Genomic DNA, 25,262 nt, shown 5'->3' on the forward strand with positions numbered 1-25,262 from the left:
AATGAGGTGGGGAAACTAGCTAAGCAACTAATAACCCTCGTACATCTGCAATTTTCACTGTCACAATACAACCTGCATTGAATTGTAAAAAATCATCTTCAATACCATCGGAAAAAATAACGCCGTTATCGGGCATTAATGACTCCACCGCTAACGGGTTACTCGGCTCTATCGTGCCAAATACCCATCTGGTTCCTGTCGTTTTACTTAAAAACGGCTCCCTAACACTAAACTGTAACTTACATTCCTCCCAGCCAAATCCTTGTGCTAACGGATGATTATTCCCTCCCATAATTGCCTGTGCCCCCGCTAAAATAGATTGAAACCACCCCGTTGACCCAAGTCCGGTCGATATAATAATTCCAGAGGATGATTGAAACTCTTGTTCTCCATTCCAGTTCAATAAATAACGTGCCGATGTGTGGCTTTTCGGGCCAATAAATAAATCGTTCACCGCCAGTAGTGATTGCCCGTCATTGGTTGTTGCCTGTGCAAAGGTCACTGATTTTTGTTCAACCTGACCTTTCAATGTTTTCGTTACCACCTCCTGTAATTGACTAATTTCAAATGGCAGTAGTTTTCCATCCCACCTTGCAGGATCGGGGTTAATCGCAATAATGGGCTGCCCTTTTAAATACTTTAACGTATTAGCCACTAAGCCATCCTGCCCAATCACGACGATAATGTCCTGCTTAGAAAATTGGTAGCTTGGTAATAATTTTCTTTCCAATAATTGAAATCGGCCTAAAGACTTCAAAATTGATTCAGCTTGAACTAATTGCCGCTGATATAAATCATGTTCATTCAAGTAATCATCGACTTCCACATGATTATGTTCCAAATAAAATTTTGCCTGAGGCCATGTATTGAAGCGTTCAATGAGCTCCTGTAAGCGAGTTTTACGTATCACGAGAATAAATCGGGCATCATCAATCTTATTCATTATTTCGCCCCTTTTTTCATTAGCTGTCCAAATAAATCAGGGGAAATATTTAACTCGCCAATTTTTCCTGCATTTTGTGCTAATGATTCAAATGCCATTGCCATCAATTGCTCTGGTCCCATTTTCGCTAACGCAAGCGCTTTTAAGTTCTCCACTGGTAATTGGCTATAAGCTTTCATTTTAGATTCAATCGCATAAGCATCTGCATCAGATTGGATCCGTTGGTTTTCCACGCTAAGTGCCACCAACTCATTACGTTTTGCTTCCGCACTCACCTGTGCTGTTAATTCTTCTTGCTTAATCTCTGCACGTTCACGTAACAACTTACGTTCATTATCAAGGCGAGCTTCTTCAATTTGCTGCTCTTTGGCCTGCACAGATAAGTCAGTTTCTAGCTCAGCTTCTTTAATCGTCCTTTCTTGTTCGACAGAAAATTTTCGTCTGGCATAGATAGCGTCATCCGCTTCTTTCAAAATGGATTCTCTCGCTTGTGCTTCTAATGCTTTGAGGGTTTCAGGTGAAGGTGCAATTGCTGCAATGGAAACATCTAAAATAGCGATGCCTAATGACTCGATTGCAGCTTGTTCTGCAAGTTGCTTGCTAACTAATGTCACCAATGATTGGCTAATCAATAATGCATCTCGTAATGAAGTAGTTTGTATCTTAGCTTGGATAATAGTTTGAGCCGCACGCACTACCCTGTCGCTCAGTTTAAGTGGATCTTCAGATGCATAGCTTTTTCCATCTTTAGTTAAGTTAAAATTTAAAACATCCGCCGTTTTTTCGGCAGCGACTACCTGAAAAGAAATTTGTCCCTGAATACGTAAACTTTGGAAATCAGAAGATTGTAAATTAAAAATAAAGGGGGCTTCTTGTGCATTCAATGGAAGCGCCGCAATAGAGGTTTTATCCGAGTTATACCAAAAACTGAGCCCCTTACCTTGTTTACGCACTTTTCCATTCACTGATTGAATAACAAAAGTTGATGAGTCTGCTTTGAAATATTTAAAGTTAAACATAGTGTACTCCTCATTAATGTCCTTAAGACTTTAATTTATTATTGTCTTATAGACAAAAATAAGTCAAGAAATAAATGTCCTAATGACAATAACTATTTTTATCTGTATGATTTCCCCCTAAACTTCACCTTTGAATTTGAGTGGTAACAATATGAATGAAAAAGAATTTCTTGCTAGCTATGACAGAAAGGATTATTTATCACCTTTACTCACTGTCGATGCCGTTTTGTTTGCTTACCATGAAAACACGTTGAAGGTATTACTGGTTGAACGAGCTAGTTTCCCCGAAAAGGGGAAATGGGGTTTGCCGGGAGGATTTATTGATGAGCAACATGATCAAACCTTAGAAGAAGCTATTTTACGTAAACTAAAAGAAAAAACAGGCGTGATCCCCCCTTATATTGAGCAGCTTTGTACAGTTGGAAACCACCAACGTGATCCACGCGGTTGGTCTGTCACTGTTTGTTATACGGCTCTAATTGCTTACCAAGCCTGTGAAGCCCATATTGATACAGTAGATTCTGTCAGGTGGGTCTCTATTGATGAAATAGATCAGCTTTCTCTTGCGTTCGACCATTTTAAACTCTATCAACAAGCGAGAGAACGTCTAAAGCAAAAATCACTTTATTCGATAGTTCCAGGCTTTGCATTACCTGAAGTTTTTACCTTAGCTGAACTTCAACATGTCCATGAAGTTCTGATTGGTAAGCCCCTGCAAAATAAATCATTTAGGCGCCGACTTGAACAAGCGGATTTGTTGATTGATACTGGAGAGAAACGCCATGAGCGCGGTCGCCCTGCTAATTTATATCGCTTAAAACCACAATCAGCGGATTACCGTTTTATTCGTAATTTGGAATTTTAATTTTTGAACTGCCTGATAAATCAATATTATCAGGCACCGCAATGAATGCTATTGGCAAATCGCAGGGGTCACAATATAAGTAAAAATGAGTTTGTTGGACTTATGGTAATTATGCGTAATGCCTTCAGGGAACATTCCATGCAAAATATCCATACCTGCATTTTTACCGCAGTAGTTGCGGTTCAAAATTTCACGCATATTTTGCTGCCAGCTATCGCCTTCCAATACGTTATCAGGGATCCCTTTGATGGTGTATTGGTAAAATAACATGCCATTTTTCGCGGTGACTTCAGTCAATAGAGTCACATCATCAATCAGCATAGGTAATGATTCTGCCATGTCAGACAGAAAAATGCCCCGTAACATCGTTGGGTCATCATCTCCTTTAGCATTAAAGGCATTAATTTTATCTTCTGTTGAATTAGCTTTTATTTCATCATAACGCTGTTCTATTTGTGAATTTCCGATCGTTCCTGACGGTTGTTCTGGTACTGTTTTCTCTTCCACCTCAGGGGAACATCCCGCGATTAGTATCACACCTAAAAATAATCCAACCACTTTTTTAAACATAGCCATCCCATTCACCTATTTTATTATTTATATAGACGAATGAGTTTACCATAATGATAAATTAAACTTATAGGCAGAAAAATCCCCTTTTTTAGCCCAAAGGGGATGATAGAAAACTAAAAAGATGCCAACCACATACGCATTTTTAAGCCATAAGAACTCGTCCAACCCGATGTAAAACTGACTAGCTCACCGTTATCAATCACCATAAAAGTGGGCGTCGCACTGACCCCAACCGCATTGGAAAGTTGCCCGCTTATATCGTTGATCACAGGAAAGGTTAGCTCCTTGTTTTCCATCCCCTTGATTAAGCGAGATGTTTCACCTGAACGTATCGCTACCGAAATAATTGGCATACCTGATTGGCTTAATTCTGATACCGTTGGCGAAGTCAAATTACAGACCCCACACCACGTCGCCCAGAAATAAACCAATATCGGTTTTTCTTTACTTAACTCTGCCAATGAAACCGTCTCACCGTTGGCCAGAGTGTGTTGTTCCAATAATACAGGCGCAAGGGTTTGTGGCTTGCGCCATAAATCCATCACTGTAAAGGCAATAAATAAAATAATTGCCAAAACAATAATTTCTTTAGACCATTTTTTTATTTTATTCATATAGTTGCTTACCTATTTGGTATCAAATAGTACAAATCAATGATGTAAGAAACCAAAACATCCACTTAAAATGAATGCTTTAGCATTTAATTAAATATTTGTTTTCCTATCCTCTAATTCTAGAGTTTTGGATTGTTTAATCTTTATCCTCTAATTTTAGAGTTTGGATTGTTTAATCTTTATCCTCTAATTCTAGAGTTTGGATTATTTAATCTTTATCCTCTAATTTTAGAGTTTGGATTATTTAATCTTTATCCTCTAAATAATTCGCGTTGTGGCTAGGCGGCAAACGAGACTATCGTGGGGAGCATACACAAGTATGTGACTCACGTAGTCGAGAGCAGCCAACAACGCCACAGCGCGAAATATGACGAGGATAACGAGGATTATTTGAGCTTAGCCAACTGCTCCTTCACTACCGCCTCAAACTGCTGTGCATCAATAGCACCTGGGATCAACTCATCACCTACCAATGTTGCTGGCGTACCATTCACACCCAATTTCTCTGCCAACATCATATTGGTGCGAATGCCATCACGGCTCTTATCACTGGCTTTCAGTTTATCGTTTCCTGTCGCTTTAAGCGCATCTTTGATATTGGCATCTGATAGCATGCCTTGTTTTTGCATAAATTTGTGGTGTAGAGCTTCAAATGCTTTCGGGTCTTCTTGCCACAGCGTCATGGTTAACTGAGCTGAATCCATTGAAGTCTGGCCTTTAAATGGTAAGTATTTAATTACCACAGCCACATCATCAGGGTATTTTTTCACAAGATCCATCAGTTGTGGGTCGAAACGCTTACAGAATGGGCAGTTAAAATCAGTAAAATTAACCAAAACTAACTTGGCATCTTTTTTACCGATACGCGGGCTGGTTGGGTCATTAAACAAAGCATCGTGCTCCGCTTTTAACGTTTCTTTCATTTGGGCTTGTTGTCTTTCCCCTTGTTTAGCTTGCAGGGCAACAATCGCTTCTTCCAAAATTTCTGGGTTTTCAATCAAAGTATCACGCACTAATTTACGCACTTGCGCTTCTTGGTCTGCACTTAAAGGTGCCGCTTGTGCTACTGACCCCATCATTAGCGACGAAAATAAAACGGCTAAGATTGTTTTTTTCATTTTGTGGCTCCTTTGGCCTGATTCATAACGGATATTAGCGATTCACGGTCAAGTATTGTTGACAGTACTTCGCCTTCGGCCAAGTTAGGGCCATAAATTTGATTAAATGGAACAGCGACCTGCCCACGTTTTTGTAAAAATGCCGTAATTTCAGGTGAAGGTTTGGTCCAATCACCCCGTAAAGCAACAACATCAGGTTCACTAAGTAGCTGTTGGATATCATCTCTCAGTAGTACATTGTATTTATTTGCCTTACAAGTCACACACCATTCAGCAGTAACATCAATAAAGACGCGCTTGTTATCCGCCAGCGCAGCCGTAATCGCTTGCTCAGTCAAAGGTTGCCAATTTACGGTATCTTTAACGAGAGAACGGCTGCCGGAATGCTGTTCTTGCGTCATCCAAACAAACCCACCAGCAAAAACGGCAAATAATATGAATGGCAAGATAGCTGCCCTTACACCTCGTTTTATCGCGATAAAAACAACTAATAATACTAAGAAAATGACAGCAATCGCCGTCGAAGTAGGCACACCAAAATGTGGTATTAATAAGCTAATTAACCATAAGCTAGATACCAGCATCATTAACCCTAGTATGGCGCGTAATTTCAGCATCCACATACCTGGTTTTGGTAGTAAGCGAGAGATAGCCGGAAAAGCAGCGATCAGTAACCACGGTAAACTCATACCGATACCTAATGCGGTGAAGATCAACCACAACTCTTCCATCGGCGCTGCCAGTGCAAATGCTACGGCTGTGCCCAAAAATGGTGCAGAGCAAGGTGTTGCCAATAATGTCGCGAATACCCCTTGCCAAAAATGACCGCTGCTACCATGCCCCCCAGCTGTTGCCAAGCGTGTATTGGCCTTGCTACCTAAGTTGATTTCAAATAAGCCAAATAAATTTGCAGTAAATAGCGCTGTTACCAATACCATAAAACCGATAAACCATGGGTTTTGGAACTGAATACCCCAACCAACAGCTTGTTGACCGACTCGTAATAACGTCATCAATAGCGCCAGTAACCAAAAGGAAACTAAAATACCAAGAGATGACAATAAAAACTGACGGCGAATGGTATTTTGCTCACCATGAGGCACCATCAATACAGAGCCAAGTTTCATCGCTAACACAGGCAGAACGCATGGCATCAGATTAAGGATCAAGCCCCCCAAAAGTGCAAATAGCATCACCTGCCATAACGAAGCACCACTCACTTTTGATGCTATCGTGCCAGTAAATGTACTCACTTGATGACTAATTTGCTGCGAAATTTCGCCATCTGCAACCACAAAAGAAACTGTTTTACCGGTTAAATCGGGAGACTCGCCTCCCCAATCATCACCAACATCTATTGTTGCTGTTAAATGATTGCCTGTTGTCTCTATTACAGGCACGCCTAATGCTGCACCTTCAACCACATCAGTAAAAATGTTAGGTTGTTCCCACGAATTTCCTGAACTTTTTTGTAATTCAATGATTAGCTTATCATTGGTAAAGCCAACTTTGGTTTGCTCTACTAAGCCACTAGATGGTGGAACCGCCCCTTTGGCTTGGTTAAATGCCCAAGTAAAGTCAGCAGGAGCTGGCTCTGTTAAATCGAGTTCAAACGGGTAATCGGTTAAAATACACACATTACTGCAGGTTGATAACGTGAGTGTTCCAGCAAGTTTATCGAGCTTTTCATTACTTGTGACTGTAATGGGGAAAACAATATCTCCCATATAGCCTTGAGTTGAAACACCCGCGACATCAAAGCGACCAGGTGTTGGCCATTGCCAATCTGTTGATTCAACAGGTGACGACCATACAATTTCAGGTGCGACTCCACCTTCGCCAGGCGAACGCCAATAGGTTTTCCACCCGTCATCAAGTTTTACATCGAGCAAAATGTCGATTTTGCCATTTTCCTGTGCCGAACTTAATAACCTGACCTGCGCATGCCGTGGAGTGTTGTCATTCATCCACCCCGTATTCGCAGGTTGCAACCACCCCGTATCTGCAGCGTATAAACTGCTCGAAAATAGTGCAAAAAATATAAAAAATGAATTAATTAAAAAACGCATTGTTTCCTCCAGAATAAATTACACAAACGAGTCCCTATCCGTTGTGTGCTAATTCCGAAGATTACAAAATTGTAAGTGTCGTCTGACTCTTGGAGGGGCATGCTTTTCTTCATTATTTGCTCTAGATATAAATAGATTAGTACAAAATAAAGTTAGCGCAGCCAAAGAAAGAAACATGAAGAAGAATGGTTCAAGAACAGCAGGTAACAAAGTCATTAATGACTTAGCACTCAGTTCACAGCTGGAAAGATGTGTACCGCTGCTATCACTTTGTTTTACCTGTGACTGATCGATATAAGAAACGTGAGTACCCGTGTTAATTTGTGCTTGCGCTAATACATCTGGCACAAAAAAATTGGCGAGCAAACGCTCTCCGACGGCACGTTGATTCATACAAACCAATACCATCAGACAGGCGAATATCACTAATCCTTTACCTAATTTTAAATGCCTGTTCATGCGCATCTTGGTATAACTTCCTGAAATAACACTAATTATGCGACTTTGACAACCATAACGATAAAAACCTATCTTTGACTAATACCGTTACCCCATCTATAAGTTAAATAGAGGTTACATCTTACACAGCAAAACATTCCGTACAAGTGCCATCAGCTAACTTTACAAATATCACCCTCTTTTTCAGTAAACAAAAATGCAGTTCTACCAAAACTAGGCACGCAAATTGCTTTATCTAATATATGGCATGAAACGAAGATAACTTGCACCTTAACAGTGCATGATTATCAATTTAAGACAATTTTAGATGGTAAATCACCATGTTAGTGCGGTAATTCAAAAATTACCCAAATAATATGCGAGACAGCTCCCGAAATTGAAACAATTCGTTTTCATTAATTAACAAATTTAATTACTTTTTAACAACAATAAAACATATAGCGGATAATCGCGGAATTGTCTAAATCTGCGAAATATTTGCAAACACAACACTACGAAACCACAGTAATTCAGGCGTTATCTCGCGATAGCACCTTAAAAATTACAACGGGTTTACACCGATGTTCTAAAGGAGTTGTAACTATGCGTATAAGTAAACTTGTATTATCGATGATGATTTTAGGTGCAACCTGCGCAGTCCAAGCAGAGGAGTTAAACGGCACCCTGAAAAAAATCAAAGACAACGGTGTAATAGTTGTTGGTCATCGTGAATCTTCCGTACCTTTCTCTTACTATGATAATAGCCAGAAAGTGGTTGGTTACTCACAGGATTATTCAAATGCCATTGTTGATGCAGTGAAGAAAAAATTAAACATGCCTGATCTGCAAGTCAAACTCATTCCAATCACATCACAAAACCGTATTCCACTCCTGCAAAATGGCACATTTGATTTTGAATGTGGTTCAACAACCAATAATGTAGAAAGACAAAAACAAGCCGCTTTCTCTAACACAATCTTTGTGGTTGGGACGCGCTTACTCACTAAAGGTGACTCTGGTGTGAAAGACTTTGCTGACTTAGCCGGTAAAAATGTCGTCGTGACCTCAGGTACAACTTCTGAAATTCTGTTGAATCAGTTAAATGATGAAAAAAATATGAAAATGCGCATTATCAGTGCGAAAGACCATGGTGATTCGTTCCGTACCTTAGAATCAGGTCGTGCTGTTGCCTTTATGATGGACGATGCGTTGTTAGCAGGTGAGCGTGCAAAAGCGAAGAAACCGGATATCTGGGAAATCGTTGGCAAGCCGCAAACCGAAGAAGCTTATGGCTGTATGTTGCGTAAAGATGACCCTCAATTTAAAGCGCTTATCGATGAAACCATTGCGAATGCACAAACATCAGGTGTCGCTGAAAAATCCTTTGATCGCTGGTTCAACCAACCTATTCCTCCGAAAAATCTGAACCTGAAATTTACGTTATCCGATGAAATGAAAGCCTTATTTAAAGAACCAAATGATAAAGCATTAAACTAATAAAAAGACAAACAGGGTATTACTGAAGTAAGAATTGCAAGGCGGTCGTTCCCCGCCTTGCATCCTCTTTTACGACAGTATTCGGGAATTTCATTGCCCACAGGAAGTCAATATTATGTCTATTAATTGGAATTGGGGGATTTTCCTTCAGGAAGCCCCTTTTGGGAATACCACCTACTTAGGGTGGTTAATATCTGGCCTCGAAGTCACCGTAACACTTTCTATTTGCGCCTGGATCATCGCATTTTTAGTCGGTTCATTTTTCGGTATTTTACGTACCGTACCTAACCGCTTTTTAGCTTTTTTAGGTACCGCTTACGTAGAGTTATTCCGTAACGTACCGCTTATCGTACAATTTTTTACTTGGTATTTAGTTATTCCAGAACTTCTCCCTCGTTCAATCGGGGATTGGTTTAAAATGGAATTAGATCCTAACTACCAATTCTTTATTTCCTCAATGCTTTGCCTTGGGTTATTCACCGCAGCACGAATGACTGAGCAAGTACGTGCAGCCATTCAGTCACTGCCTAGAGGGCAAAAAAGTGCCGCACTCGCAATGGGGCTCACTTTGCCACAAACCTATCGCTACGTTCTATTACCCAATGCCTATCGGGTCATTTTGCCACCAATGACCTCAGAAATGTTGAACTTGGTTAAAAACTCAGCCATTGCGTCAACCATTGGCTTAGTCGATATGGCAGCACAAGCAGGAAAGCTATTGGACTATTCTGCTCACGCATGGGAATCCTTTACCGCAATTACATTAGCTTATGTCGGTATTAACGTCATTATCATGATTTTGATGACGTTATTAGAGCGCAAAGTTCGCTTACCAGGCACCATTGGAGGGCGATAAAATGATGTATGAATTTGATTGGAGCTCAATTGCTCCGAGTATGCCCTTTTTAATCGATGGCTTCATTGTCACTGCGAAAATTACACTGACCGCGATAGTGGTGGGAATTTTGTGGGGAACGGTTTTGGCCGTGATGCGGTTATCCACATTCAAGCCAATCAGCTGGTTTGCAGCCCTGTATGTGAATACATTCCGTTCTATTCCGTTGGTTATGGTTTTGCTGTGGTTCTACTTAATCGTTCCTAGCTTATTACAAAATGTTCTAGGCTTATCACCAAAAAATGATATTCGTTTAATTTCTGCAATGATAGCCTTCTCTCTTTTTGAAGCCGCTTATTATTCTGAAATTATTCGTGCGGGTATTCAAAGTATTTCACGAGGACAAGCTTCTGCGGCGTTAGCTTTGGGAATGACAAATATGCAAACCATGCGGCTCGTGGTATTACCGCAAGCCTTTAAAGCCATGGTGCCGCTGTTGTTAACTCAAGGAATTGTTCTGTTTCAGGACTCATCCCTCGTGTATGTACTCAGTTTGACAGACTTTTTCCGTACTGCCACCAATATTGGTGAGCGTGATGGGACACAAGTAGAGATGGTACTGTTTGCGGGTCTGGTGTACTTTATTATCAGTTTTGGCGCTTCTATGTTAGTGAATTATCTTAAGAAAAGGACTGTTTCATGATAACCCTGAAAAATGTATCCAAATGGTATGGCCAGTTTCAGGTGCTTACAGACTGCACAACTGAAGTTAAAAAAGGTGAAGTTGTGGTTGTGTGCGGGCCATCTGGTTCTGGTAAATCCACATTAATAAAAACAGTAAATGGTTTAGAACCAATTCAACAGGGTGAGATTTTTGTGAATGATATTCAAGTTAATAACAAAAAAACTGACCTTGCAAAACTTCGCTCTAAAGTTGGGATGGTATTCCAACACTTCGAGCTATTTCCTCATTTGTCGATTATTGAAAATCTGACATTGGCGCAAGTTAAAGTATTAAACCGCGATAAAAAAGAAGCTGAAGCAAAAGGTTTGAAATTATTGGAACGCGTGGGTTTATCCAGTCATGCCAATAAATTCCCAGCTCAGCTTTCAGGGGGACAACAACAACGTGTCGCTATTGCTCGAGCGCTGTGTATGGATCCTATCGCCATGTTGTTCGATGAACCAACATCGGCCCTTGACCCTGAAATGATCAATGAAGTACTCGATGTTATGGTTGAGCTCGCCAATGAAGGAATGACCATGATGGTGGTGACCCATGAAATGGGCTTCGCCAAAAAAGTGGCTAATCGCGTTATTTTTATGGATGAAGGCAAGATTGTCGAAGACAGTAAAAAAGAAGACTTTTTCGCTAACCCACAATCTGATCGTGCAAAAGATTTCCTCGCAAAAATTCTCCATTAATCTTTCTCAGGGAGCCATTAGGCTCCCTAGCCTTAACACACATTCATGCGGGACAATATTGTTGCACTATGAGTATTGCCTAAGCGAATAAATCAACAACAACTTGCTGAATTTGAAATAGTTCACGAAACCACTACCATTTCACTGGTTTTTTAGTTAAGTTGTTTGGTTATCAGCGTTAAATATCCTGATCCGTTCCCCGAAAAACAATATCCAGCTTCCCCCTATTAGGTTCAGCTAATCAACTATTGTTGTTTTCGGTGTAGATCCGCTATGCTATGCGGATCTCAATTAAGAAAGACATTCACGCTACAGATGTAGCCTTTATTCACCATAGGATTATCGGTGCCATGCAAGAACAATATCGTCCAGAAGATATAGAGCCTAAAGTACAGCGTCACTGGGATGAAAAAGCAACTTTCAAAGTGACAGAAGACAACAGCAAAGAAAAATACTATTGCCTGTCCATGCTACCTTACCCTTCTGGTCGACTACACATGGGCCACGTACGTAACTACACCATGGGTGACGTTATCTCTCGTTACCAACGTTTGTTGGGGAAAAACGTTCTCCAACCAATTGGTTGGGATGCGTTTGGTCTACCTGCTGAAGGTGCTGCGGTTAAAAATAATACTGCTCCTGCGCCATGGACTTACGCCAATATCGATTACATGAAAAACCAGCTAAAAATGCTCGGTTTCGGTTACGATTGGGATCGCGAAGTCACCACTTGTACTCCTGAATATTACCGTTGGGAACAATGGTTCTTTACTAAACTGTATGAAAAAGGTTTAGTGTACAAAAAAACCTCTGCGGTTAACTGGTGCCCTCACGACTTAACTGTTTTGGCGAATGAACAAGTGGTTGATGGCTGCTGCTGGCGTTGTGACACCCCTGTTGAGCGCAAAGAAATCCCACAGTGGTTTATTAAAATTACCGACTACGCAGAAGAGCTGCTCAACGACCTCGACAAATTAGATGACTGGCCAGAGCAAGTCAAAACCATGCAGCGCAACTGGATCGGCCGTTCCGAAGGGACTGAGATCACATTCAATGTTGCAGACCGTGATGAAACCTTAACAGTCTATACCACTCGCCCTGATACCTTTATGGGGGCAACTTATGTGGCTGTTGCAGCGGGTCACCCTCTGGCTAAAGAAGCCGCGACAAATAACCCTGAATTAGCCCAATTTATTGATGAATGCCGTAACACCAAAACTGCGGAAGCGGATATGGCGACCATGGATAAAAAAGGCATGGCAACCGGCTTATTCGTTATTCATCCATTAACCCAAGAAAAACTGCCAATTTGGGTCGCTAACTTTGTTTTAATGGAATACGGTACTGGCGCAGTTATGGCCGTTCCTGCTCACGACCAACGTGACTGGGAATTCGCCCACAAATACAACTTACCCATCAAAGCGGTTATTGCCGATGCTGATGGCAACGAGCCTGATTTATCCCAAGAAGCGATGACTGAGAAAAATGCACTGATTAACTCAGGTGAATTCAGTGGATTAGACCACCAAGCGGGTTTCAATGCTATTTCAGATAAACTCGTTGCTCTGGGTGCTGGTCAACGCAAGGTAAACTACCGCTTACGTGACTGGGGTGTTTCACGTCAACGCTACTGGGGTGCTCCAATCCCAATGGCAACATTGGAAGATGGCACTGTGGTTCCGGTTCCTGAAGATCAGTTACCTGTCATTTTGCCAGAAGATGTCGTAATGAACGGTATTACAAGCCCGATTAAAGCAGATCCTGAATGGGCTAAAATGACCATTAATGGTCAACCTGCATTACGTGAAACCGATACCTTCGATACCTTCATGGAATCTTCTTGGTACTATGCTCGTTATACCTGCCCGCAATATGACGACGGCATGTTAGACCCTGAGGCAGCAAACTACTGGTTACCGGTTGACCAATATATTGGTGGTATCGAACACGCCATCATGCACTTAATGTATTTCCGCTTCTTCCATAAGTTGATGCGTGATGCAGGGTTAGTCAACTCCGATGAACCAGCAAAACGCTTACTGTGCCAAGGCATGGTGCTGGCTGATGCATTCTACTACACAGGTAGCGATGGCCAACGTGTTTGGGTTTCCCCAGCCGATGCCATTGTTGAACGTGACGACAAAAACCGTATAACTAAAGCGGTAGACAATGAAGGTCATGAGCTGGTGTATACCGGCATGAGCAAAATGTCTAAGTCGAAAAACAACGGTATTGACCCTCAATTAATGGTCGAAAAATACGGTGCGGATACTGTTCGTCTGTTTATGATGTTTGCTGCTCCACCAGAGTTAACCCTTGAGTGGCAAGAATCCAGCGTTGAAGGGGCTAACCGCTTCGTGCGTCGCGTTTGGCGTTTAGTGCATGAGCATTCACAAAAAGGTGCAACTTCACCTTTAGATATCAGCACATTAACACCAGAACAAAAAGACTTACGTCGTGACCTGCACAAAACAATCGCGAAAGTCTCCGATGATTTCAGTCGTCGTTATGCATTTAACACTGCGATTGCCGCTATCATGGAATTCTTGAACAAATTAGTTCGTGCACCACAGGAAACTGAGCAAGACCGTGCATTAGTACAAGAGTCTCTCGAAGCAATCACACTGATGCTATCTCCAATCATTCCACATGCTTGCTTTGAAATGTGGAAAGCGCTCGGTCACCAAACAGACATCGATTTCGCACAATGGCCAGTTGCTGATGAAACAGCCATGATTGACGATACCAAACTGGTTGTCGTTCAAGTTAATGGCAAGGTTCGTGGTCGCATTACCGTTCCGGCTGATGCAAACCAAGAATTTGTCCTAGATATGGCAAAAAATGAACCGAGCGTAGCGAAATACCTTGAAGGTGTTAGCATCCGCAAAGTAATCTATGTCCCAGGCAAATTGCTTAACCTTGTTGTAGGTTAATATTAGGTTATTGGCTGATAAGGAGGCCAGGTGCGTTATCTGATAACTTTATTTTTGAGCTTAGCGGTACTAGTCACCGCAGGTTGCGGTTTTCGTCTTCAAGGAACAACTCAAATTCCTGAGGAACTGAGAACATTGCAGCTAAGTTCAAGTGACCCATATGGCTACCTTACAAGGGCGCTTAGGGAGCAACTGCGGCTCAATAACGTGACCATTCTCGAAACGGGAAGAGCCGGTGTCCCCATTTTGAAAGTTTTGAGCTCTAATGAAAACACTGAAACTGTGTCCGTTTATCAAGATGGTAAAGCGGCAGAGAAACAATTAACACTGGTAATGAATGTGCAAGTGTTGATGCCTGATGGAGCTATCTATCCTTTACAAAGCCGTGTTGAACGCACTTTCTTCGACAACCCTTTAGAAGCGCTTGCGAAAGATGCTGAAAAAGAAATTGTAAGACAAGAAATGCAAGAACAAGCTGCACGTAATATTGTACGTAAATTATTGCTTGTTCATTCAGCAGAACTTGAGAAGGCAAAAAACCAAGCGGCTGATGCGAATACTCAACCATAATGACGCGTATCTACCCTGAACAGCTGGCCTCTTCGTTACAAGAGTCTCTAAGAGGCCGCTATTTCATATGGGGCAATGAGCCCCTTCTTCTTCAAGAAAGCCAAGATGCCATCCGCAAAGCGGCACAAGAACAAGGCTTTGAGGAACATTTTTCGTTTTCTCTTGAGCAAAATACTGACTGGGATGAAATTTTTAGTCTCTGTCAAGCTTTAAGCCTGTTTGCTAGCCGCCAAACACTCACTCTGCTGTTGCCTGAAAATGGCCCTAACGCTGCCATGGCAGAAAAGTTGAATCAACTGGCGCAGCTACTCCATTCAGACCTACTTCTTGTGTTACGCGGCCATAAACTCACGAAAGCACAAGAAAACAGTGCTTGGTTTAAAGCGATTAGCCAAGACGCCATTTATATCAGTTGCCTGACCCCTGAATATCAACGGTTACCACAATGGGTTTCTAAACGCGCCTACAGTATGCGGCTTTCTTTAGAAACCGAAGCTAACCAACTACTTTGCTATTGTTATGAAGGGAATTTACTTGGCTTAGCGCAAGCACTTGAACGGCTATCCCTTCTTTATCCTGATGGTAAACTCACCTACCCTCGTGTCGAAAGTGCCGTGAATGATTCTGCGCATTTTACGCCCTATCATTGGGTTGATGCCCTATTGGCTGGTAAATCGCGCCGTTCTTGGCATATTTTAGAGCAACTGCAACAAGAGGATGTTGAGCCCGTTATATTATTGCGCTCAATCCAACGCGATCTGATGCTGCTAATTACATTGAAACGCCAATCTGTAACAACCCCATTAAAAACATTGTTTGATCAGCACAAAGTTTGGCAAAACCGCCGAGGTGTGCTCACTGAAGCCTTACAACGCTTAACACTGCATCAATTGCAATCCGCATTAATGTTATTAACGCAAGCAGAAATCAATATAAAACAAGATTTTAGCCATTCTCCATGGCCTGACCTGCAATCACTGTCTATGCTATTATGCGGCAAAGCATTTGCAGAGAATTTTATTCATGAGTAATTCATTTTCAAAACAGCATAACTTACTAGCGTTATTCGGTGGAACATTCGACCCCATTCACTTTGGCCATTTACGCCCTGTGCAAGCCCTTGCTCAGCAAGTTGGGCTCGAAAAAGTGATCTTGCTACCAAACCACGTTCCCCCCCATCGCCCACAACCAGAAGCAACTCCATCACAACGTTTAGAAATGGTGAAGTTAGCAATACAGGATAACCCTTTATTTGCTATCGATACGCGTGAATTAGCGAAAAATAGCCCTTCTTATACGATAGAAACTCTCGCTGAACTACGTCAAGAAATTGGGCCAGAAAAGCCCCTTGCGTTTATTATTGGTCAAGATTCTTTATTGTCGATTAATAAATGGTACGGTTGGGATCGAATTTTAGATAACTGTCATCTATTAGTCTGTTCGCGTCCGGGGTATGCCACTCAATTTTCCGACCCTATAATGCAAAACTGGCTGTTAGAACATCAAACAACAGACCCGATTGCTTTAAATCAAACGGCCAATGGGTACATTTTTATTGGGGATACCCCATTGGTAAATATCTCTGCAACAGAGATCCGCGAAAAATTAAGCTCGGGCGACTCTTGTCACGAATTAATTCCAGATGCGGTTTTGCAATATATTCATCAACAGCACCTTTACCAACAATAAGGGAACTCTCTTATTGAACAACTATTAGGATATGGCTCAAAAATAACTTGCTCCATTAAATAGCTGTCTGGGTATTGAACAAGCAATTGCTTCATCATCTCTAATGGCCTGTTTAGTGGTAAATTACCCGCTAAATAGTCATTAATCAGCCATAATAAGCGTTTTTTCTCATCTTTCGTGGCTTTATGTTTGAAATAGCCTTGCATATGGCTCAACGCATTAACTTCAATGTTTTTTGCTGGCACTGCCGCCAATATTTCCATTAAACAGGCTTTATATTGATTAAAAAAACACACAAGGTCGGTACTACTTTTAATACTCGCCACTAAACGCCCTGTATACTGATAGCCAATAGGTGAATACGCCATGATGAGATATTTATGGCAACTATGAAATTGAATCATGTTGTGATGTGTTAAATCGTTATATAAACCATCTAATCTTTCTATCGTATACAATTTCGTTAAAAAGCAGTCCCACAACGCTATATCTTGTAGCTTATCATCCGTTAATATCGGAATATTCGCAGGGAATAATCCTTGTAATTTAACAAGTTGCTGTCTAGAGCAAATAATACCATTAACTTTATTTTGCATCCGCTCATGGGTGAGGTTCGTTACAAATTCAACCATAGAATTCACCTGTGGATGAATATTAGCGGATAGATGATTAATTCCTTCAAATATAAAAACTTTTGGTTTAATTATTTGCACAATACACGTCTCATTCTAAAATATTTGTCAGGAGTACAGTTTTTAGCGTTATTTTGTAAAGTTAGCACAAACTTCTTGCTCAAATGTACGGATATCCCTATAAATTTCACTCCACGATGAATAAAAAATAATTTAGCCGATTTTTCTTAAAATCTAGGGTAAAATAGCAGGGCTGTTAATATGTTTACTTTGTTATCAGCGATTATTTTATCTACAAACTACAAACAGTGTTTAACGTGATATTCTGTTTATTTGAATAAAAGGTGAACCTTTTGCAAGGAACTGAACTCCAACAATTTATTATCGATCAGCTTGATGATGCTAAAGCAGAAGATATCATTACTATCGATGTTCAAGGGAAATCAAGTATTACCGATCAGATGATCATCTGTACAGGGACATCAAGTCGCCATTTGATGTCAGTCGCTGACAGGTTAATCGAAGCTTGCCGTAAAAATGGTTTAATGCCATTAGGTGTTGAAGGGCAAGGTATTTCTGATTGGATAGTCGTCGACCTTGGCGATGCCATTGTTCATATTATGCAAGATGAGAGTCGTCGTATGTATGAATTAGAAAAGCTCTGGAGCTGAGTTTGAAATTACAGCTCATCGCCGTTGGAACAAAAATGCCGGACTGGGTCCAGACCGGCTTTATGGATTACCTCCACCGTTTTCCTAAAGATATGCCATTTGAATTAACGGAAATCCCTGCAGGAAAACGCGGGAAAAATGCAGATATAAAACGCATTCTAGAAAAAGAAGGCGAATTAATGCTCGCAGCTGTAGGTAAAGGAAATCGCATCGTCACCTTGGATATTCCAGGCGATCGTTGGGACACCCCAAAACTTGCCGTACAACTCGATAAATGGAAACAAGATGGCCGTAATGTCAGCTTATTAATCGGTGGTCCCGAAGGCCTTGCACCTGCTTGTAAAGCGGCGGCAGAGCAAAGTTGGTCACTATCACCACTAACGCTCCCCCATCCACTGGTTCGTGTTCTTGTTGCCGAGAGTCTTTATCGCGCATGGAGTATTACGACTAACCACCCTTATCACAGGGAATAGTCAGGTTTAAATATGTTCAAAATGGCAATGGGATGAAAACACAACGCACCCCTTTTCGCGACCATACCGCTGAATCAGTTTTATTTATCCGCCGAGCGCTTATCGCCTTCGGTGTGATTGTCATTTTAACGTCTATTCTTGTGACCAATTTGTATCACTTACAAATTGTCCGCCACGAAGATTACCAAACACGGTCAAATGATAACCGAATCAAATTGGTGCCTATTGCACCAAGCCGTGGGATTATTTATGACCGCAGAGGGACTCAACTCGCCCTTAATAGCACGTTTTACCAGCTAGAAATCGTGCCGGAAAAAGTCAGTAATCTGCAAGAAACCTTAGATAACCTTCGTAATGTAGTAGATTTAACTGACGAAGACATTACTAATTTTGAAAAAGAGCGTAAGCGCTCACGTCGGTTTACCTCTATTGCATTGAAAACCCAGCTCAACGAAGTTCAAGTTGCTCGTTTTGCCGTTAATCAGTACCGTTTTCCCGGTTTAGAAGTCAAAAGTTACCAACGACGCTCTTACCCATATGGTTCAGCATTAACCCATGTGATTGGTTATGTGGCAAAAATCAATGACAAAGATGTTGAACGTCTTGATAAAGAAGGTTTATTACCTAATTATGCTGCTAGTCATGATATCGGTAAATTAGGTATTGAGCGTTATTATGAAGATGTCTTACACGGTAAAACCGGCTATGAAGAAGTGGAAGTGAATAGCCGCGGTCGCGTTATTCGACAATTGCATGAGCAACCACCGCAAGCAGGTCGAGATATCTACCTCACTATTGACCTTGAATTACAAATTTATATCGAAAAACTGTTAACCACCAGCCGTGCAGCCGTAGTGGTCACTGACCCACGTAATGGCGAAATTTTGGCTCTGGTATCTAATCCAAGTTATGACTCTAACTTGTTTGTAAACGGCATCTCAAATAAAGATTATCAAGCGTTATTAAATAATCCTGACAGACCGCTGATTAACCGAACAACTCAAGGGTTATATCCCCCTGCATCGACAGTAAAACCCTTTATTTCTGTTGCGGCATTAAGTGAAAAGGTCATCACACCGAATACGACCATTTTTGACCCTGGTTGGTGGCAATTGCCGGGCTCCGAAAAACGTTACCGTGACTGGAAGCGCTGGGGGCACGGCAAGCTGAATGTTTCAAAGTCAATCATTGAATCAGCGGATACTTTCTTCTATCAAGTGGCTTATGATATGGGGATTGATCGTATTTCTGAGTGGATGGGTCGTTTTGGTTTTGGTGATTATACCGGAATTGACCTTGCAGAAGAACGTTCTGGTATCATGCCAACCCGTGAATGGAAACAAAAACGCTATAAAAAGCCTTGGTATCAAGGCGATACCATTCCAGTTGGGATTGGGCAGGGCTATTGGACAGCAACACCAATTCAAATGTCAAAAGCATTAATGACATTAATCAATGATGGCCAAGTTAAAACCCCACATTTGCTTTACGGCACAAAATTGGGTAATGCCATGGTGCCTTATGAAGACAAAGAAACCAAACAAATTGGCGATATCAATTCCGGTTTTTGGGAGCTAGCGAAGCATGGAATGTACGGTGTCGCTAATGCACCGAATGGTACTGGACGCCGTAGTTTCATTGGTACCCCTTATAAAGCGGCAGCAAAATCAGGTACTGCGCAGGTCTTCAGCTATGAAACCTATAATGCCAGTAAACTTGCTGAGCACCTACGCGACCACAAATTGATGATTGCTTATGCTCCGTATGATAAACCCACGATTGCCGTTGCAATTATTCTGGAAAACGGGGGCGCGGGCCCAGCAGTCGGTGACATTGTGCGGCAAATATTTGACCACGTTCTTCTTGGTGATAACCGTACTGAAGTCGCGGTGTCAGCAACTAATGCAGGAGAAGATCGCTGATGCATAATCCTAATAATAACAATGAGCTATAAAGAATATGACAGACGATAAGAAAAAAATTTCGTTATCCACACGTCTGCATATAGATGTGCCTATGCTGCTAATTATTATCGCGTTGCTTGCATACAGCGCATTTATTATGTGGAGTGCTAGCGGCCAAGATCCTGAAATGATGGAGCGTAAATTAGGGCAGATAGCGACAGGCTTCGTCGTTATGATAGTAATGGCGCAGATCCCCCCTAGAATGTATGAAAATTGGGCGCCTCACCTGTTTATCTTCTGCGTTATTTTACTGATTTTTGTTGATGTTTTTGGGCAGATAAGTAAAGGGGCACAGCGCTGGTTAGACTTGGGTTTTATTCGGTTCCAACCCTCTGAAATTGCAAAAATTGCCGTCCCTTTAATGGTCGCTCGTTTCATGAACCGAGACCTATGCCCTCCTTCATTCAAAAATACATTAATTGCACTCGTATTGATTTTTGTACCAACATTATTAGTGGCTGCACAGCCTGACCTTGGTACCTCGATTTTAGTTGCAGCTTCAGGCCTATTCGTTTTGTTCCTTGCCGGAATGAGTTGGCGGCTTATTGCAGTTGCCGCCATTGCGCTCGCCGCCTTTATTCCACTACTGTGGTTCTTTTTAATGCATGGTTATCAAAGAGCCCGTGTCATGATGTTATTAGACCCAGAAACTGATCCACTAGGCGCTGGTTACCATATTATCCAATCAAAAATTGCGATTGGTTCTGGTGGATTAATGGGTAAAGGTTGGCTACATGGCACACAATCACAACTTGAATTTTTACCGGAAAGACATACCGACTTTATTTTTGCCGTGTTAGCAGAAGAACTTGGCTTAGTCGGTGTGCTTATTTTACTTGGTTTATACCTTTTATTGATTATTCGTGGGCTTTATATTGCTGCTAGCGCACAAAATACTTTTGGTCGGGTTATGGTTGGTGGTTTGATCTTAATCCTTTTTGTCTATGTATTTGTGAATATCGGTATGGTCAGTGGTATATTACCAGTGGTTGGTGTTCCCCTCCCTTTAGTGAGCTACGGGGGCTCCGCTTTGATTGTTTTAATGGCTGGATTCGGTATTATCATGTCGATACATACACACCGAAAATTCCTTTCCAAAAGTTTATAAAATGAGGCTTAGTATGCGTTTACAATGGATAATGCTTGGCGTCACCGCCGCGCTACTTAGTGGCTGTGTGACAGACGAAGTTAAACAACCAGCCCAAGTGCCAACCAATGTACCCACTCAAGATGTATTAGGTGCAGAGCCTCATTATGAGCCGTATCATCCAACTGCCAATAATGATTACTCACGTAATGGTCAACAGTACCAAATCGTACGCGACCCGTCACAATTTAGCCAAGTGGGTTATGCGTCTATTTATGGTGCGGAGTCTGCAGGAAATATGACTGCGATTGGTGAACGTGTTAATCCAGTGGAATTAACTGCAGCTCACCCAACGTTACCGATCCCTAGCTATGTCCGCATCACCAACATGATGAATGGCCGGATGATGGTCGTGCGTGTTAATGATCGTGGGCCTTATACGCCAGGAAAAAGTATTGCGGTGTCACGTGCAACCGCTGACCGCCTGAATTTAATGCCAACGACAAAAATTAAAATTGATGTCATTCAAGTCGCTCAAGACGGCACCTTGTCAGGAACTGGAACCGTTGGCTCTAATTTTGTGAAACAAAGCTATGCATTGCCGGGGCGCCCGCAATTAGGTTCTGGCCCAATGGGTACCCCTGTGATGGAGAACTTGCCAACGCCAGAAAATACATTGCCCGTTCAGCAACCAAAAGAGCCGATGCAGCCTACGATGCCTGACATGAGCTTACAAACACCAACGCCACCACCAACAACAACGGAAGAAGTGGTTCCTGAGCGTGGTTTTCTCGTTCAAGCAGGCGCCATTAGTAGCCAAACCAATGCACAAAATATGCTGAATGAATTGAAAACACAGTTTAATGTTCCTGGGCGGTTACAACCCTATAATGGCATTTACCGAGTACAGTTAGGACCATTTAGTACAAGGCAACAAGCCGTTGAGGTTCAAGGCCGTTTACAGTCTGAAAAAAATCAATCGTCAATGGTCGTTGCGCCTTAGTACAACGTAGCTTTAGGTTGCTCCATTACATTTGATGCAACCTAAAGTTAGGCAATGTTAAACTGACAAAAAAATCATTGGTACAGTGCAAAAGTGGCTTTTTTCTTATCCCATTCTTTTGCTAAACTGCGCCTCCTTGTGTTAACCGAATTTCGGATGTAATGGTAAAACCATGAATAATGTCGCTCCATCACGCATCGTGCGTCATACTGTGCTGGGCTCCGCACTCCTTCTTATGACTGCTAATATTGCGAATGCTAATGAAACCTTCCCGAATACATCAATTCCTGCAGCACCTCCTATTGATGCAGAAGCTTATATCTTAATTGATTATAATTCAGGGAAAGTTCTCGCTGAAAGTAATGCCGACCAACGCCGCGATCCTGCGAGTTTGACAAAAATGATGACCAGTTATGTTATTGGTCAAGCAATTAAGTCAGGTAAAATTGGTGAAAATGATATCGTCACGGTCGGAAATGATGCGTGGGCTACCGGTAACCCGGTGTTTAAAGGCTCATCATTGATGTTCTTAAAACCTGGCGACCGCGTTAGCGTATCTCAATTAACTCGTGGTATTAACTTGCAATCAGGTAACGACGCTTGTGTTGCTATGGCCGACTACATTGCGGGTGACCAAGCCAACTTTGTTCAATTAATGAATGGCTATGTAAACAAATTAGGGCTAAAAAATACCCATTTCCAAACCGTTCATGGTTTAGATGCCGAAGGCCAATACAGCTCAGCCCGTGATATGGCACTTATTGGGCAAGCACTCGTACGTGATGTGCCTGATGAGTACGCAATCTATAAAGAAAAAGAATTTACCTTTAACAATATCCGCCAAACAAACCGTAATGGCCTATTGTGGGATAAGAGCCTTGCTGTTGATGGCATCAAAACAGGCCATACTAATGCCGCTGGCTATAACCTTGTCGCCTCCGCAACCGATGGTGATATGCGCCTGATCTCCGTTGTTATGGGAGGTAAAAGCAGCAAAGGCCGTGATGCCGAAAGTAAAAAGTTACTCACTTACGGTTTCCGCTTTTATGAAACCGTTAAACCATTACAAGCCAATGTGGATTTTGCCAGTGTGCCAGTCTGGTTTGGTGATGAAAATGAAGTAAAATTAGGTGTCACTGAAGATTTATACCTCACCATCCCACGAGGTCGCTTAAAAGATTTAAAAGCCAGTTATGAGCTATCTACAACTGAGCTAGAAGCCCCATTAACCAAAGGGCAGCAAGTCGGTACTATTAGCTTCCAACTTGATGGTAAAATTATCGAACAGCACCCTTTAGCAGTATTAAAAGATGTTGAAGAAGGTGGCTTTTTCAGTCGGTTAATTGACTATATTAAATTACTCTTCCACCGTTGGTTTGGTTAAGACTTGAAACTAAAATAAGTCATCCCCATATAGTAAATATCGAAATAGAGTAAGTATCGAAATGTTTGTTGGATGAATACATCTCATTGGCTGGTTTAATACCAGCCAATCTTTTTCAGCCAGCAGCCCAATTTAAAAATTAGGAGTGCCCATGAAAACGAAATTAGGTGAACTGCTTGAGTTCCCATGCCCATTAACTTACAAAGTCATGGGTTTGGCACAGCCTGAATTGGTTGATCAAGTGATTGAAGTGATACAACGTCATGCTCCGGGGGATTACTCTCCAGACGTAAAACCGAGCAGCAAGGGGAATTATCACTCCGTTTCTATAACTATCAATGCCACCCATATTGAACAAGTGGAAACTTTGTATAGCGAATTAGGTGCATTAGAATTAGTTAAAGTTGTACTTTAATTTCTGTAAAAATAAACTACATCCCAAAGGTTAACCATAACCGATTAAGGTGTAGTTTTTTATTTATTCTGCACTACAGAGCCTTATAATTATTTTTTCTTGCTGATAGTACAAATAAAATAAGTTTTTCATCAAAATGCCTAATGAGAAATAACTTTTCATATCAATTCCCAAACCTAAAAATATAAACGTCCCCAAATTTTTACCTTTTTCATATTTCACTCAAAAAAATCGCGTTAACATATTCATAACATGACAAAACTAGCACTCCCCCCCTACCAGCGTTATACTAAGTACTCAATTTTTTCAGGTGGATGTTAAAACATTGTCAGAACGAACGATAATTATCCGTCAATTAGGCCTTGCGCCGTACCAGCAAGTATCCGATGCGATGCATCAATTTACTGAAGAGCGCACTGAAAATACGTGTGATGAAGTATGGCTAGTTGAACACCCTCGCGTATTTACTCAAGGTCAAGCAGGGAAAGCAGAGCATGTACTAGCCCCCGGTGATATCCCTGTTATACAAAGTGATAGAGGTGGTCAAGTCACCTATCATGGGCCAGGACAGCAAGTGATGTACGTGATGCTCAACTTAAAGCGCAACAAAATTGGTGTTAGAGAACTCGTCACCGCACTGGAAAATACCGTCGTGAATACCCTTGCCCACTTTAATATAGCAGCGTATCCTCGCCCTGATGCTCCCGGTGTCTATGTGAATGGCGACAAAATTTGTTCTCTTGGATTACGCATAAGGCAAGGCTGCTCTTTTCATGGTCTCGCTTTGAACATTAGTATGGATCTTGAACCCTTTAATCGCATAAACCCTTGTGGTTACAGTGAATTAAAGATGACTCAGGTTAGTGATCTTGCTCCCAATGTGTCATTATCTGATGTTCAACCTGTGCTAATTCGTCAATTCTGTGACACACTGGGATTTCATATTGTTCAATAATAATGCTATAATTTTTTAACATTTTTAAAAAATATTTTAATGAATGGATAACAGCCTTCATTTGGTTTTATTTAGAATTATCACTTATCC

At 41.5% G+C, this 25,262-nt stretch carries 25 protein-coding genes; 17 read left to right on the forward strand and 8 right to left on the reverse strand.

Annotation, left to right across the window (positions count from 1 at the left end; all coding sequences use genetic code 11):
- Positions 1-19: 19 nt before the first annotated feature.
- Both ACU696_RS17860 and ACU696_RS17865 read right to left on the reverse strand, forming a co-directional pair.
- Positions 20-943 (reverse strand): sugar kinase, encoded by a 924-nt coding sequence (locus tag ACU696_RS17860; protein ID WP_209101144.1) that lies wholly within the window; start codon positions 941-943, stop codon positions 20-22.
- Positions 943-1,962: an SPFH domain-containing protein gene (locus ACU696_RS17865; protein WP_109913202.1), complete on the reverse strand. Its 1,020-nt coding sequence runs from the start codon at positions 1,960-1,962 to the stop codon at positions 943-945. Before ACU696_RS17865 ends, ACU696_RS17860 begins: the two co-directional genes overlap by 1 nt.
- A gap of 151 nt (positions 1,963-2,113) precedes the next feature.
- On the opposite strand from ACU696_RS17865, the gene ACU696_RS17870 reads away from it, so the two are divergent.
- Positions 2,114-2,827 (forward strand): NUDIX hydrolase, encoded by a 714-nt coding sequence (locus ACU696_RS17870; protein ID WP_004908966.1) that lies wholly within the window; start codon positions 2,114-2,116, stop codon positions 2,825-2,827.
- A 48-nt stretch (positions 2,828-2,875) separates the two neighbouring features.
- Here ACU696_RS17870 and ACU696_RS17875 read toward each other — a convergent pair whose 3' ends face one another.
- The 5 genes from ACU696_RS17875 to ACU696_RS17895 form a co-directional block, all read right to left on the reverse strand.
- On the reverse strand, positions 2,876-3,403 hold the full coding sequence (locus ACU696_RS17875; protein ID WP_004908962.1) for a hypothetical protein: 528 nt from the start codon (positions 3,401-3,403) through the stop codon (positions 2,876-2,878).
- A 110-nt stretch (positions 3,404-3,513) separates the two neighbouring features.
- On the reverse strand, positions 3,514-4,014 hold the full coding sequence (locus tag ACU696_RS17880; protein ID WP_004908960.1) for a protein disulfide oxidoreductase: 501 nt from the start codon (positions 4,012-4,014) through the stop codon (positions 3,514-3,516).
- Positions 4,015-4,400: 386 nt separating this feature from the next.
- Positions 4,401-5,132: a DsbA family protein gene (locus ACU696_RS17885; RefSeq protein ID WP_004908958.1), complete on the reverse strand. Its 732-nt coding sequence runs from the start codon at positions 5,130-5,132 to the stop codon at positions 4,401-4,403.
- Positions 5,129-7,201, reverse strand: coding sequence for a protein-disulfide reductase DsbD family protein (locus ACU696_RS17890; protein ID WP_109913203.1), 2,073 nt, complete (start codon positions 7,199-7,201; stop codon positions 5,129-5,131). The genes ACU696_RS17885 and ACU696_RS17890 overlap by 4 nt, the downstream gene beginning before the upstream one ends.
- 48 nt (positions 7,202-7,249) lie before the next feature.
- Complete coding sequence (locus ACU696_RS17895) at positions 7,250-7,660, reverse strand: hypothetical protein (RefSeq protein WP_042851762.1); 411 nt, start codon at positions 7,658-7,660, stop codon at positions 7,250-7,252.
- A 582-nt stretch (positions 7,661-8,242) separates the two neighbouring features.
- On the opposite strand from ACU696_RS17895, the gene ACU696_RS17900 reads away from it, so the two are divergent.
- From ACU696_RS17900 to nadD, 8 genes are all read left to right on the forward strand, one after another.
- Positions 8,243-9,136 (forward strand): amino acid ABC transporter substrate-binding protein, encoded by an 894-nt coding sequence (locus tag ACU696_RS17900; RefSeq protein WP_004908948.1) that lies wholly within the window; start codon positions 8,243-8,245, stop codon positions 9,134-9,136.
- Positions 9,137-9,251: 115 nt separating this feature from the next.
- The gene (locus tag ACU696_RS17905; RefSeq protein ID WP_109913204.1) at positions 9,252-9,992 is read left to right on the forward strand and encodes an amino acid ABC transporter permease; all 741 of its coding nucleotides are present in this window, start codon (positions 9,252-9,254) and stop codon (positions 9,990-9,992) included.
- Between the two features lie 4 nt (positions 9,993-9,996).
- The gene (gltK, locus tag ACU696_RS17910; protein WP_109913215.1) at positions 9,997-10,674 is read left to right on the forward strand and encodes a glutamate/aspartate ABC transporter permease GltK; all 678 of its coding nucleotides are present in this window, start codon (positions 9,997-9,999) and stop codon (positions 10,672-10,674) included.
- Positions 10,671-11,396, forward strand: coding sequence for an amino acid ABC transporter ATP-binding protein (locus tag ACU696_RS17915; protein WP_004257041.1), 726 nt, complete (start codon positions 10,671-10,673; stop codon positions 11,394-11,396). Before gltK ends, ACU696_RS17915 begins: the two co-directional genes overlap by 4 nt.
- 350 nt (positions 11,397-11,746) lie before the next feature.
- Entirely contained in the window at positions 11,747-14,329 is a 2,583-nt protein-coding gene (gene leuS / locus ACU696_RS17920; RefSeq protein WP_109913205.1) for a leucine--tRNA ligase, read from the forward strand.
- A 30-nt stretch (positions 14,330-14,359) separates the two neighbouring features.
- Entirely contained in the window at positions 14,360-14,899 is a 540-nt protein-coding gene (gene lptE, locus ACU696_RS17925) for an LPS assembly lipoprotein LptE (protein WP_004908937.1), read from the forward strand.
- Positions 14,899-15,930, forward strand: coding sequence for a DNA polymerase III subunit delta (gene holA, locus ACU696_RS17930; RefSeq protein ID WP_209101141.1), 1,032 nt, complete (start codon positions 14,899-14,901; stop codon positions 15,928-15,930). The genes lptE and holA overlap by 1 nt, the downstream gene beginning before the upstream one ends.
- The gene (nadD, locus tag ACU696_RS17935; protein ID WP_109913207.1) at positions 15,923-16,588 is read left to right on the forward strand and encodes a nicotinate-nucleotide adenylyltransferase; all 666 of its coding nucleotides are present in this window, start codon (positions 15,923-15,925) and stop codon (positions 16,586-16,588) included. Before holA ends, nadD begins: the two co-directional genes overlap by 8 nt.
- On the opposite strand, the gene ACU696_RS17940 is transcribed toward nadD, so the two are convergent.
- Positions 16,576-17,220 carry a DUF1722 domain-containing protein gene (locus ACU696_RS17940; RefSeq protein WP_238789255.1) on the reverse strand — a complete coding sequence of 215 codons (645 nt, stop codon included), beginning with the start codon at positions 17,218-17,220 and terminating at the stop codon, positions 16,576-16,578. The two genes, nadD and ACU696_RS17940, sit on opposite strands and share 13 nt — an antisense overlap.
- 344 nt (positions 17,221-17,564) lie before the next feature.
- Between ACU696_RS17940 and rsfS the strand changes: the two genes are divergently transcribed.
- The 8 genes from rsfS (at position 17,565) to lipB (ending at position 25,172) form a co-directional block, all read left to right on the forward strand.
- Complete coding sequence (rsfS, locus tag ACU696_RS17945) at positions 17,565-17,891, forward strand: ribosome silencing factor (RefSeq protein ID WP_080641496.1); 327 nt, start codon at positions 17,565-17,567, stop codon at positions 17,889-17,891.
- 2 nt (positions 17,892-17,893) lie between these two features.
- Positions 17,894-18,364 (forward strand): 23S rRNA (pseudouridine(1915)-N(3))-methyltransferase RlmH, encoded by a 471-nt coding sequence (rlmH, locus tag ACU696_RS17950; RefSeq protein ID WP_004908925.1) that lies wholly within the window; start codon positions 17,894-17,896, stop codon positions 18,362-18,364.
- A 32-nt stretch (positions 18,365-18,396) separates the two neighbouring features.
- Positions 18,397-20,286, forward strand: coding sequence for a peptidoglycan DD-transpeptidase MrdA (gene mrdA, locus ACU696_RS17955; RefSeq protein ID WP_004908921.1), 1,890 nt, complete (start codon positions 18,397-18,399; stop codon positions 20,284-20,286).
- A 37-nt stretch (positions 20,287-20,323) separates the two neighbouring features.
- Complete coding sequence (gene mrdB / locus ACU696_RS17960; RefSeq protein WP_109913209.1) at positions 20,324-21,436, forward strand: peptidoglycan glycosyltransferase MrdB; 1,113 nt, start codon at positions 20,324-20,326, stop codon at positions 21,434-21,436.
- A gap of 13 nt (positions 21,437-21,449) precedes the next feature.
- Entirely contained in the window at positions 21,450-22,418 is a 969-nt protein-coding gene (rlpA, locus tag ACU696_RS17965; RefSeq protein WP_209101138.1) for an endolytic peptidoglycan transglycosylase RlpA, read from the forward strand.
- Between the two features lie 172 nt (positions 22,419-22,590).
- Complete coding sequence (gene dacA / locus ACU696_RS17970; protein ID WP_110731776.1) at positions 22,591-23,802, forward strand: D-alanyl-D-alanine carboxypeptidase DacA; 1,212 nt, start codon at positions 22,591-22,593, stop codon at positions 23,800-23,802.
- A gap of 151 nt (positions 23,803-23,953) precedes the next feature.
- On the forward strand, positions 23,954-24,217 hold the full coding sequence (gene ybeD, locus ACU696_RS17975) for a DUF493 family protein YbeD (protein ID WP_004908910.1): 264 nt from the start codon (positions 23,954-23,956) through the stop codon (positions 24,215-24,217).
- Between the two features lie 391 nt (positions 24,218-24,608).
- The gene (gene lipB / locus ACU696_RS17980; protein WP_231136593.1) at positions 24,609-25,172 is read left to right on the forward strand and encodes a lipoyl(octanoyl) transferase LipB; all 564 of its coding nucleotides are present in this window, start codon (positions 24,609-24,611) and stop codon (positions 25,170-25,172) included.
- The last annotated feature ends 90 nt before the right edge of the window (positions 25,173-25,262 follow it).

The organism is Providencia sp. PROV_01, assembly GCF_053098325.1.

Coding starts and splice junctions, on each gene's coding strand:
- ACU696_RS17860 (WP_209101144.1), bottom strand. CDS start 943: ATGAATAAGATTGATGATGCCCGATTTATTCTCGTGATACGTAAAACT.
- ACU696_RS17865 (WP_109913202.1), bottom strand. CDS start 1,962: ATGTTTAACTTTAAATATTTCAAAGCAGACTCATCAACTTTTGTTATT.
- ACU696_RS17870 (WP_004908966.1), top strand. CDS start 2,114: ATGAATGAAAAAGAATTTCTTGCTAGCTATGACAGAAAGGATTATTTA.
- ACU696_RS17875 (WP_004908962.1), bottom strand. CDS start 3,403: ATGGCTATGTTTAAAAAAGTGGTTGGATTATTTTTAGGTGTGATACTA.
- ACU696_RS17880 (WP_004908960.1), bottom strand. CDS start 4,014: ATGAATAAAATAAAAAAATGGTCTAAAGAAATTATTGTTTTGGCAATT.
- ACU696_RS17885 (WP_004908958.1), bottom strand. CDS start 5,132: ATGAAAAAAACAATCTTAGCCGTTTTATTTTCGTCGCTAATGATGGGG.
- ACU696_RS17890 (WP_109913203.1), bottom strand. CDS start 7,201: ATGCGTTTTTTAATTAATTCATTTTTTATATTTTTTGCACTATTTTCG.
- ACU696_RS17895 (WP_042851762.1), bottom strand. CDS start 7,660: ATGAACAGGCATTTAAAATTAGGTAAAGGATTAGTGATATTCGCCTGT.
- ACU696_RS17900 (WP_004908948.1), top strand. CDS start 8,243: ATGCGTATAAGTAAACTTGTATTATCGATGATGATTTTAGGTGCAACC.
- ACU696_RS17905 (WP_109913204.1), top strand. CDS start 9,252: ATGTCTATTAATTGGAATTGGGGGATTTTCCTTCAGGAAGCCCCTTTT.
- gltK (WP_109913215.1), top strand. CDS start 9,997: ATGTATGAATTTGATTGGAGCTCAATTGCTCCGAGTATGCCCTTTTTA.
- ACU696_RS17915 (WP_004257041.1), top strand. CDS start 10,671: ATGATAACCCTGAAAAATGTATCCAAATGGTATGGCCAGTTTCAGGTG.
- leuS (WP_109913205.1), top strand. CDS start 11,747: ATGCAAGAACAATATCGTCCAGAAGATATAGAGCCTAAAGTACAGCGT.
- holA (WP_209101141.1), top strand. CDS start 14,899: ATGACGCGTATCTACCCTGAACAGCTGGCCTCTTCGTTACAAGAGTCT.
- nadD (WP_109913207.1), top strand. CDS start 15,923: ATGAGTAATTCATTTTCAAAACAGCATAACTTACTAGCGTTATTCGGT.
- ACU696_RS17940 (WP_238789255.1), bottom strand. CDS start 17,220: ATGGTTGAATTTGTAACGAACCTCACCCATGAGCGGATGCAAAATAAA.
- mrdA (WP_004908921.1), top strand. CDS start 18,397: ATGAAAACACAACGCACCCCTTTTCGCGACCATACCGCTGAATCAGTT.
- mrdB (WP_109913209.1), top strand. CDS start 20,324: ATGACAGACGATAAGAAAAAAATTTCGTTATCCACACGTCTGCATATA.
- rlpA (WP_209101138.1), top strand. CDS start 21,450: ATGCGTTTACAATGGATAATGCTTGGCGTCACCGCCGCGCTACTTAGT.
- dacA (WP_110731776.1), top strand. CDS start 22,591: ATGAATAATGTCGCTCCATCACGCATCGTGCGTCATACTGTGCTGGGC.
- ybeD (WP_004908910.1), top strand. CDS start 23,954: ATGAAAACGAAATTAGGTGAACTGCTTGAGTTCCCATGCCCATTAACT.
- lipB (WP_231136593.1), top strand. CDS start 24,609: ATGCATCAATTTACTGAAGAGCGCACTGAAAATACGTGTGATGAAGTA.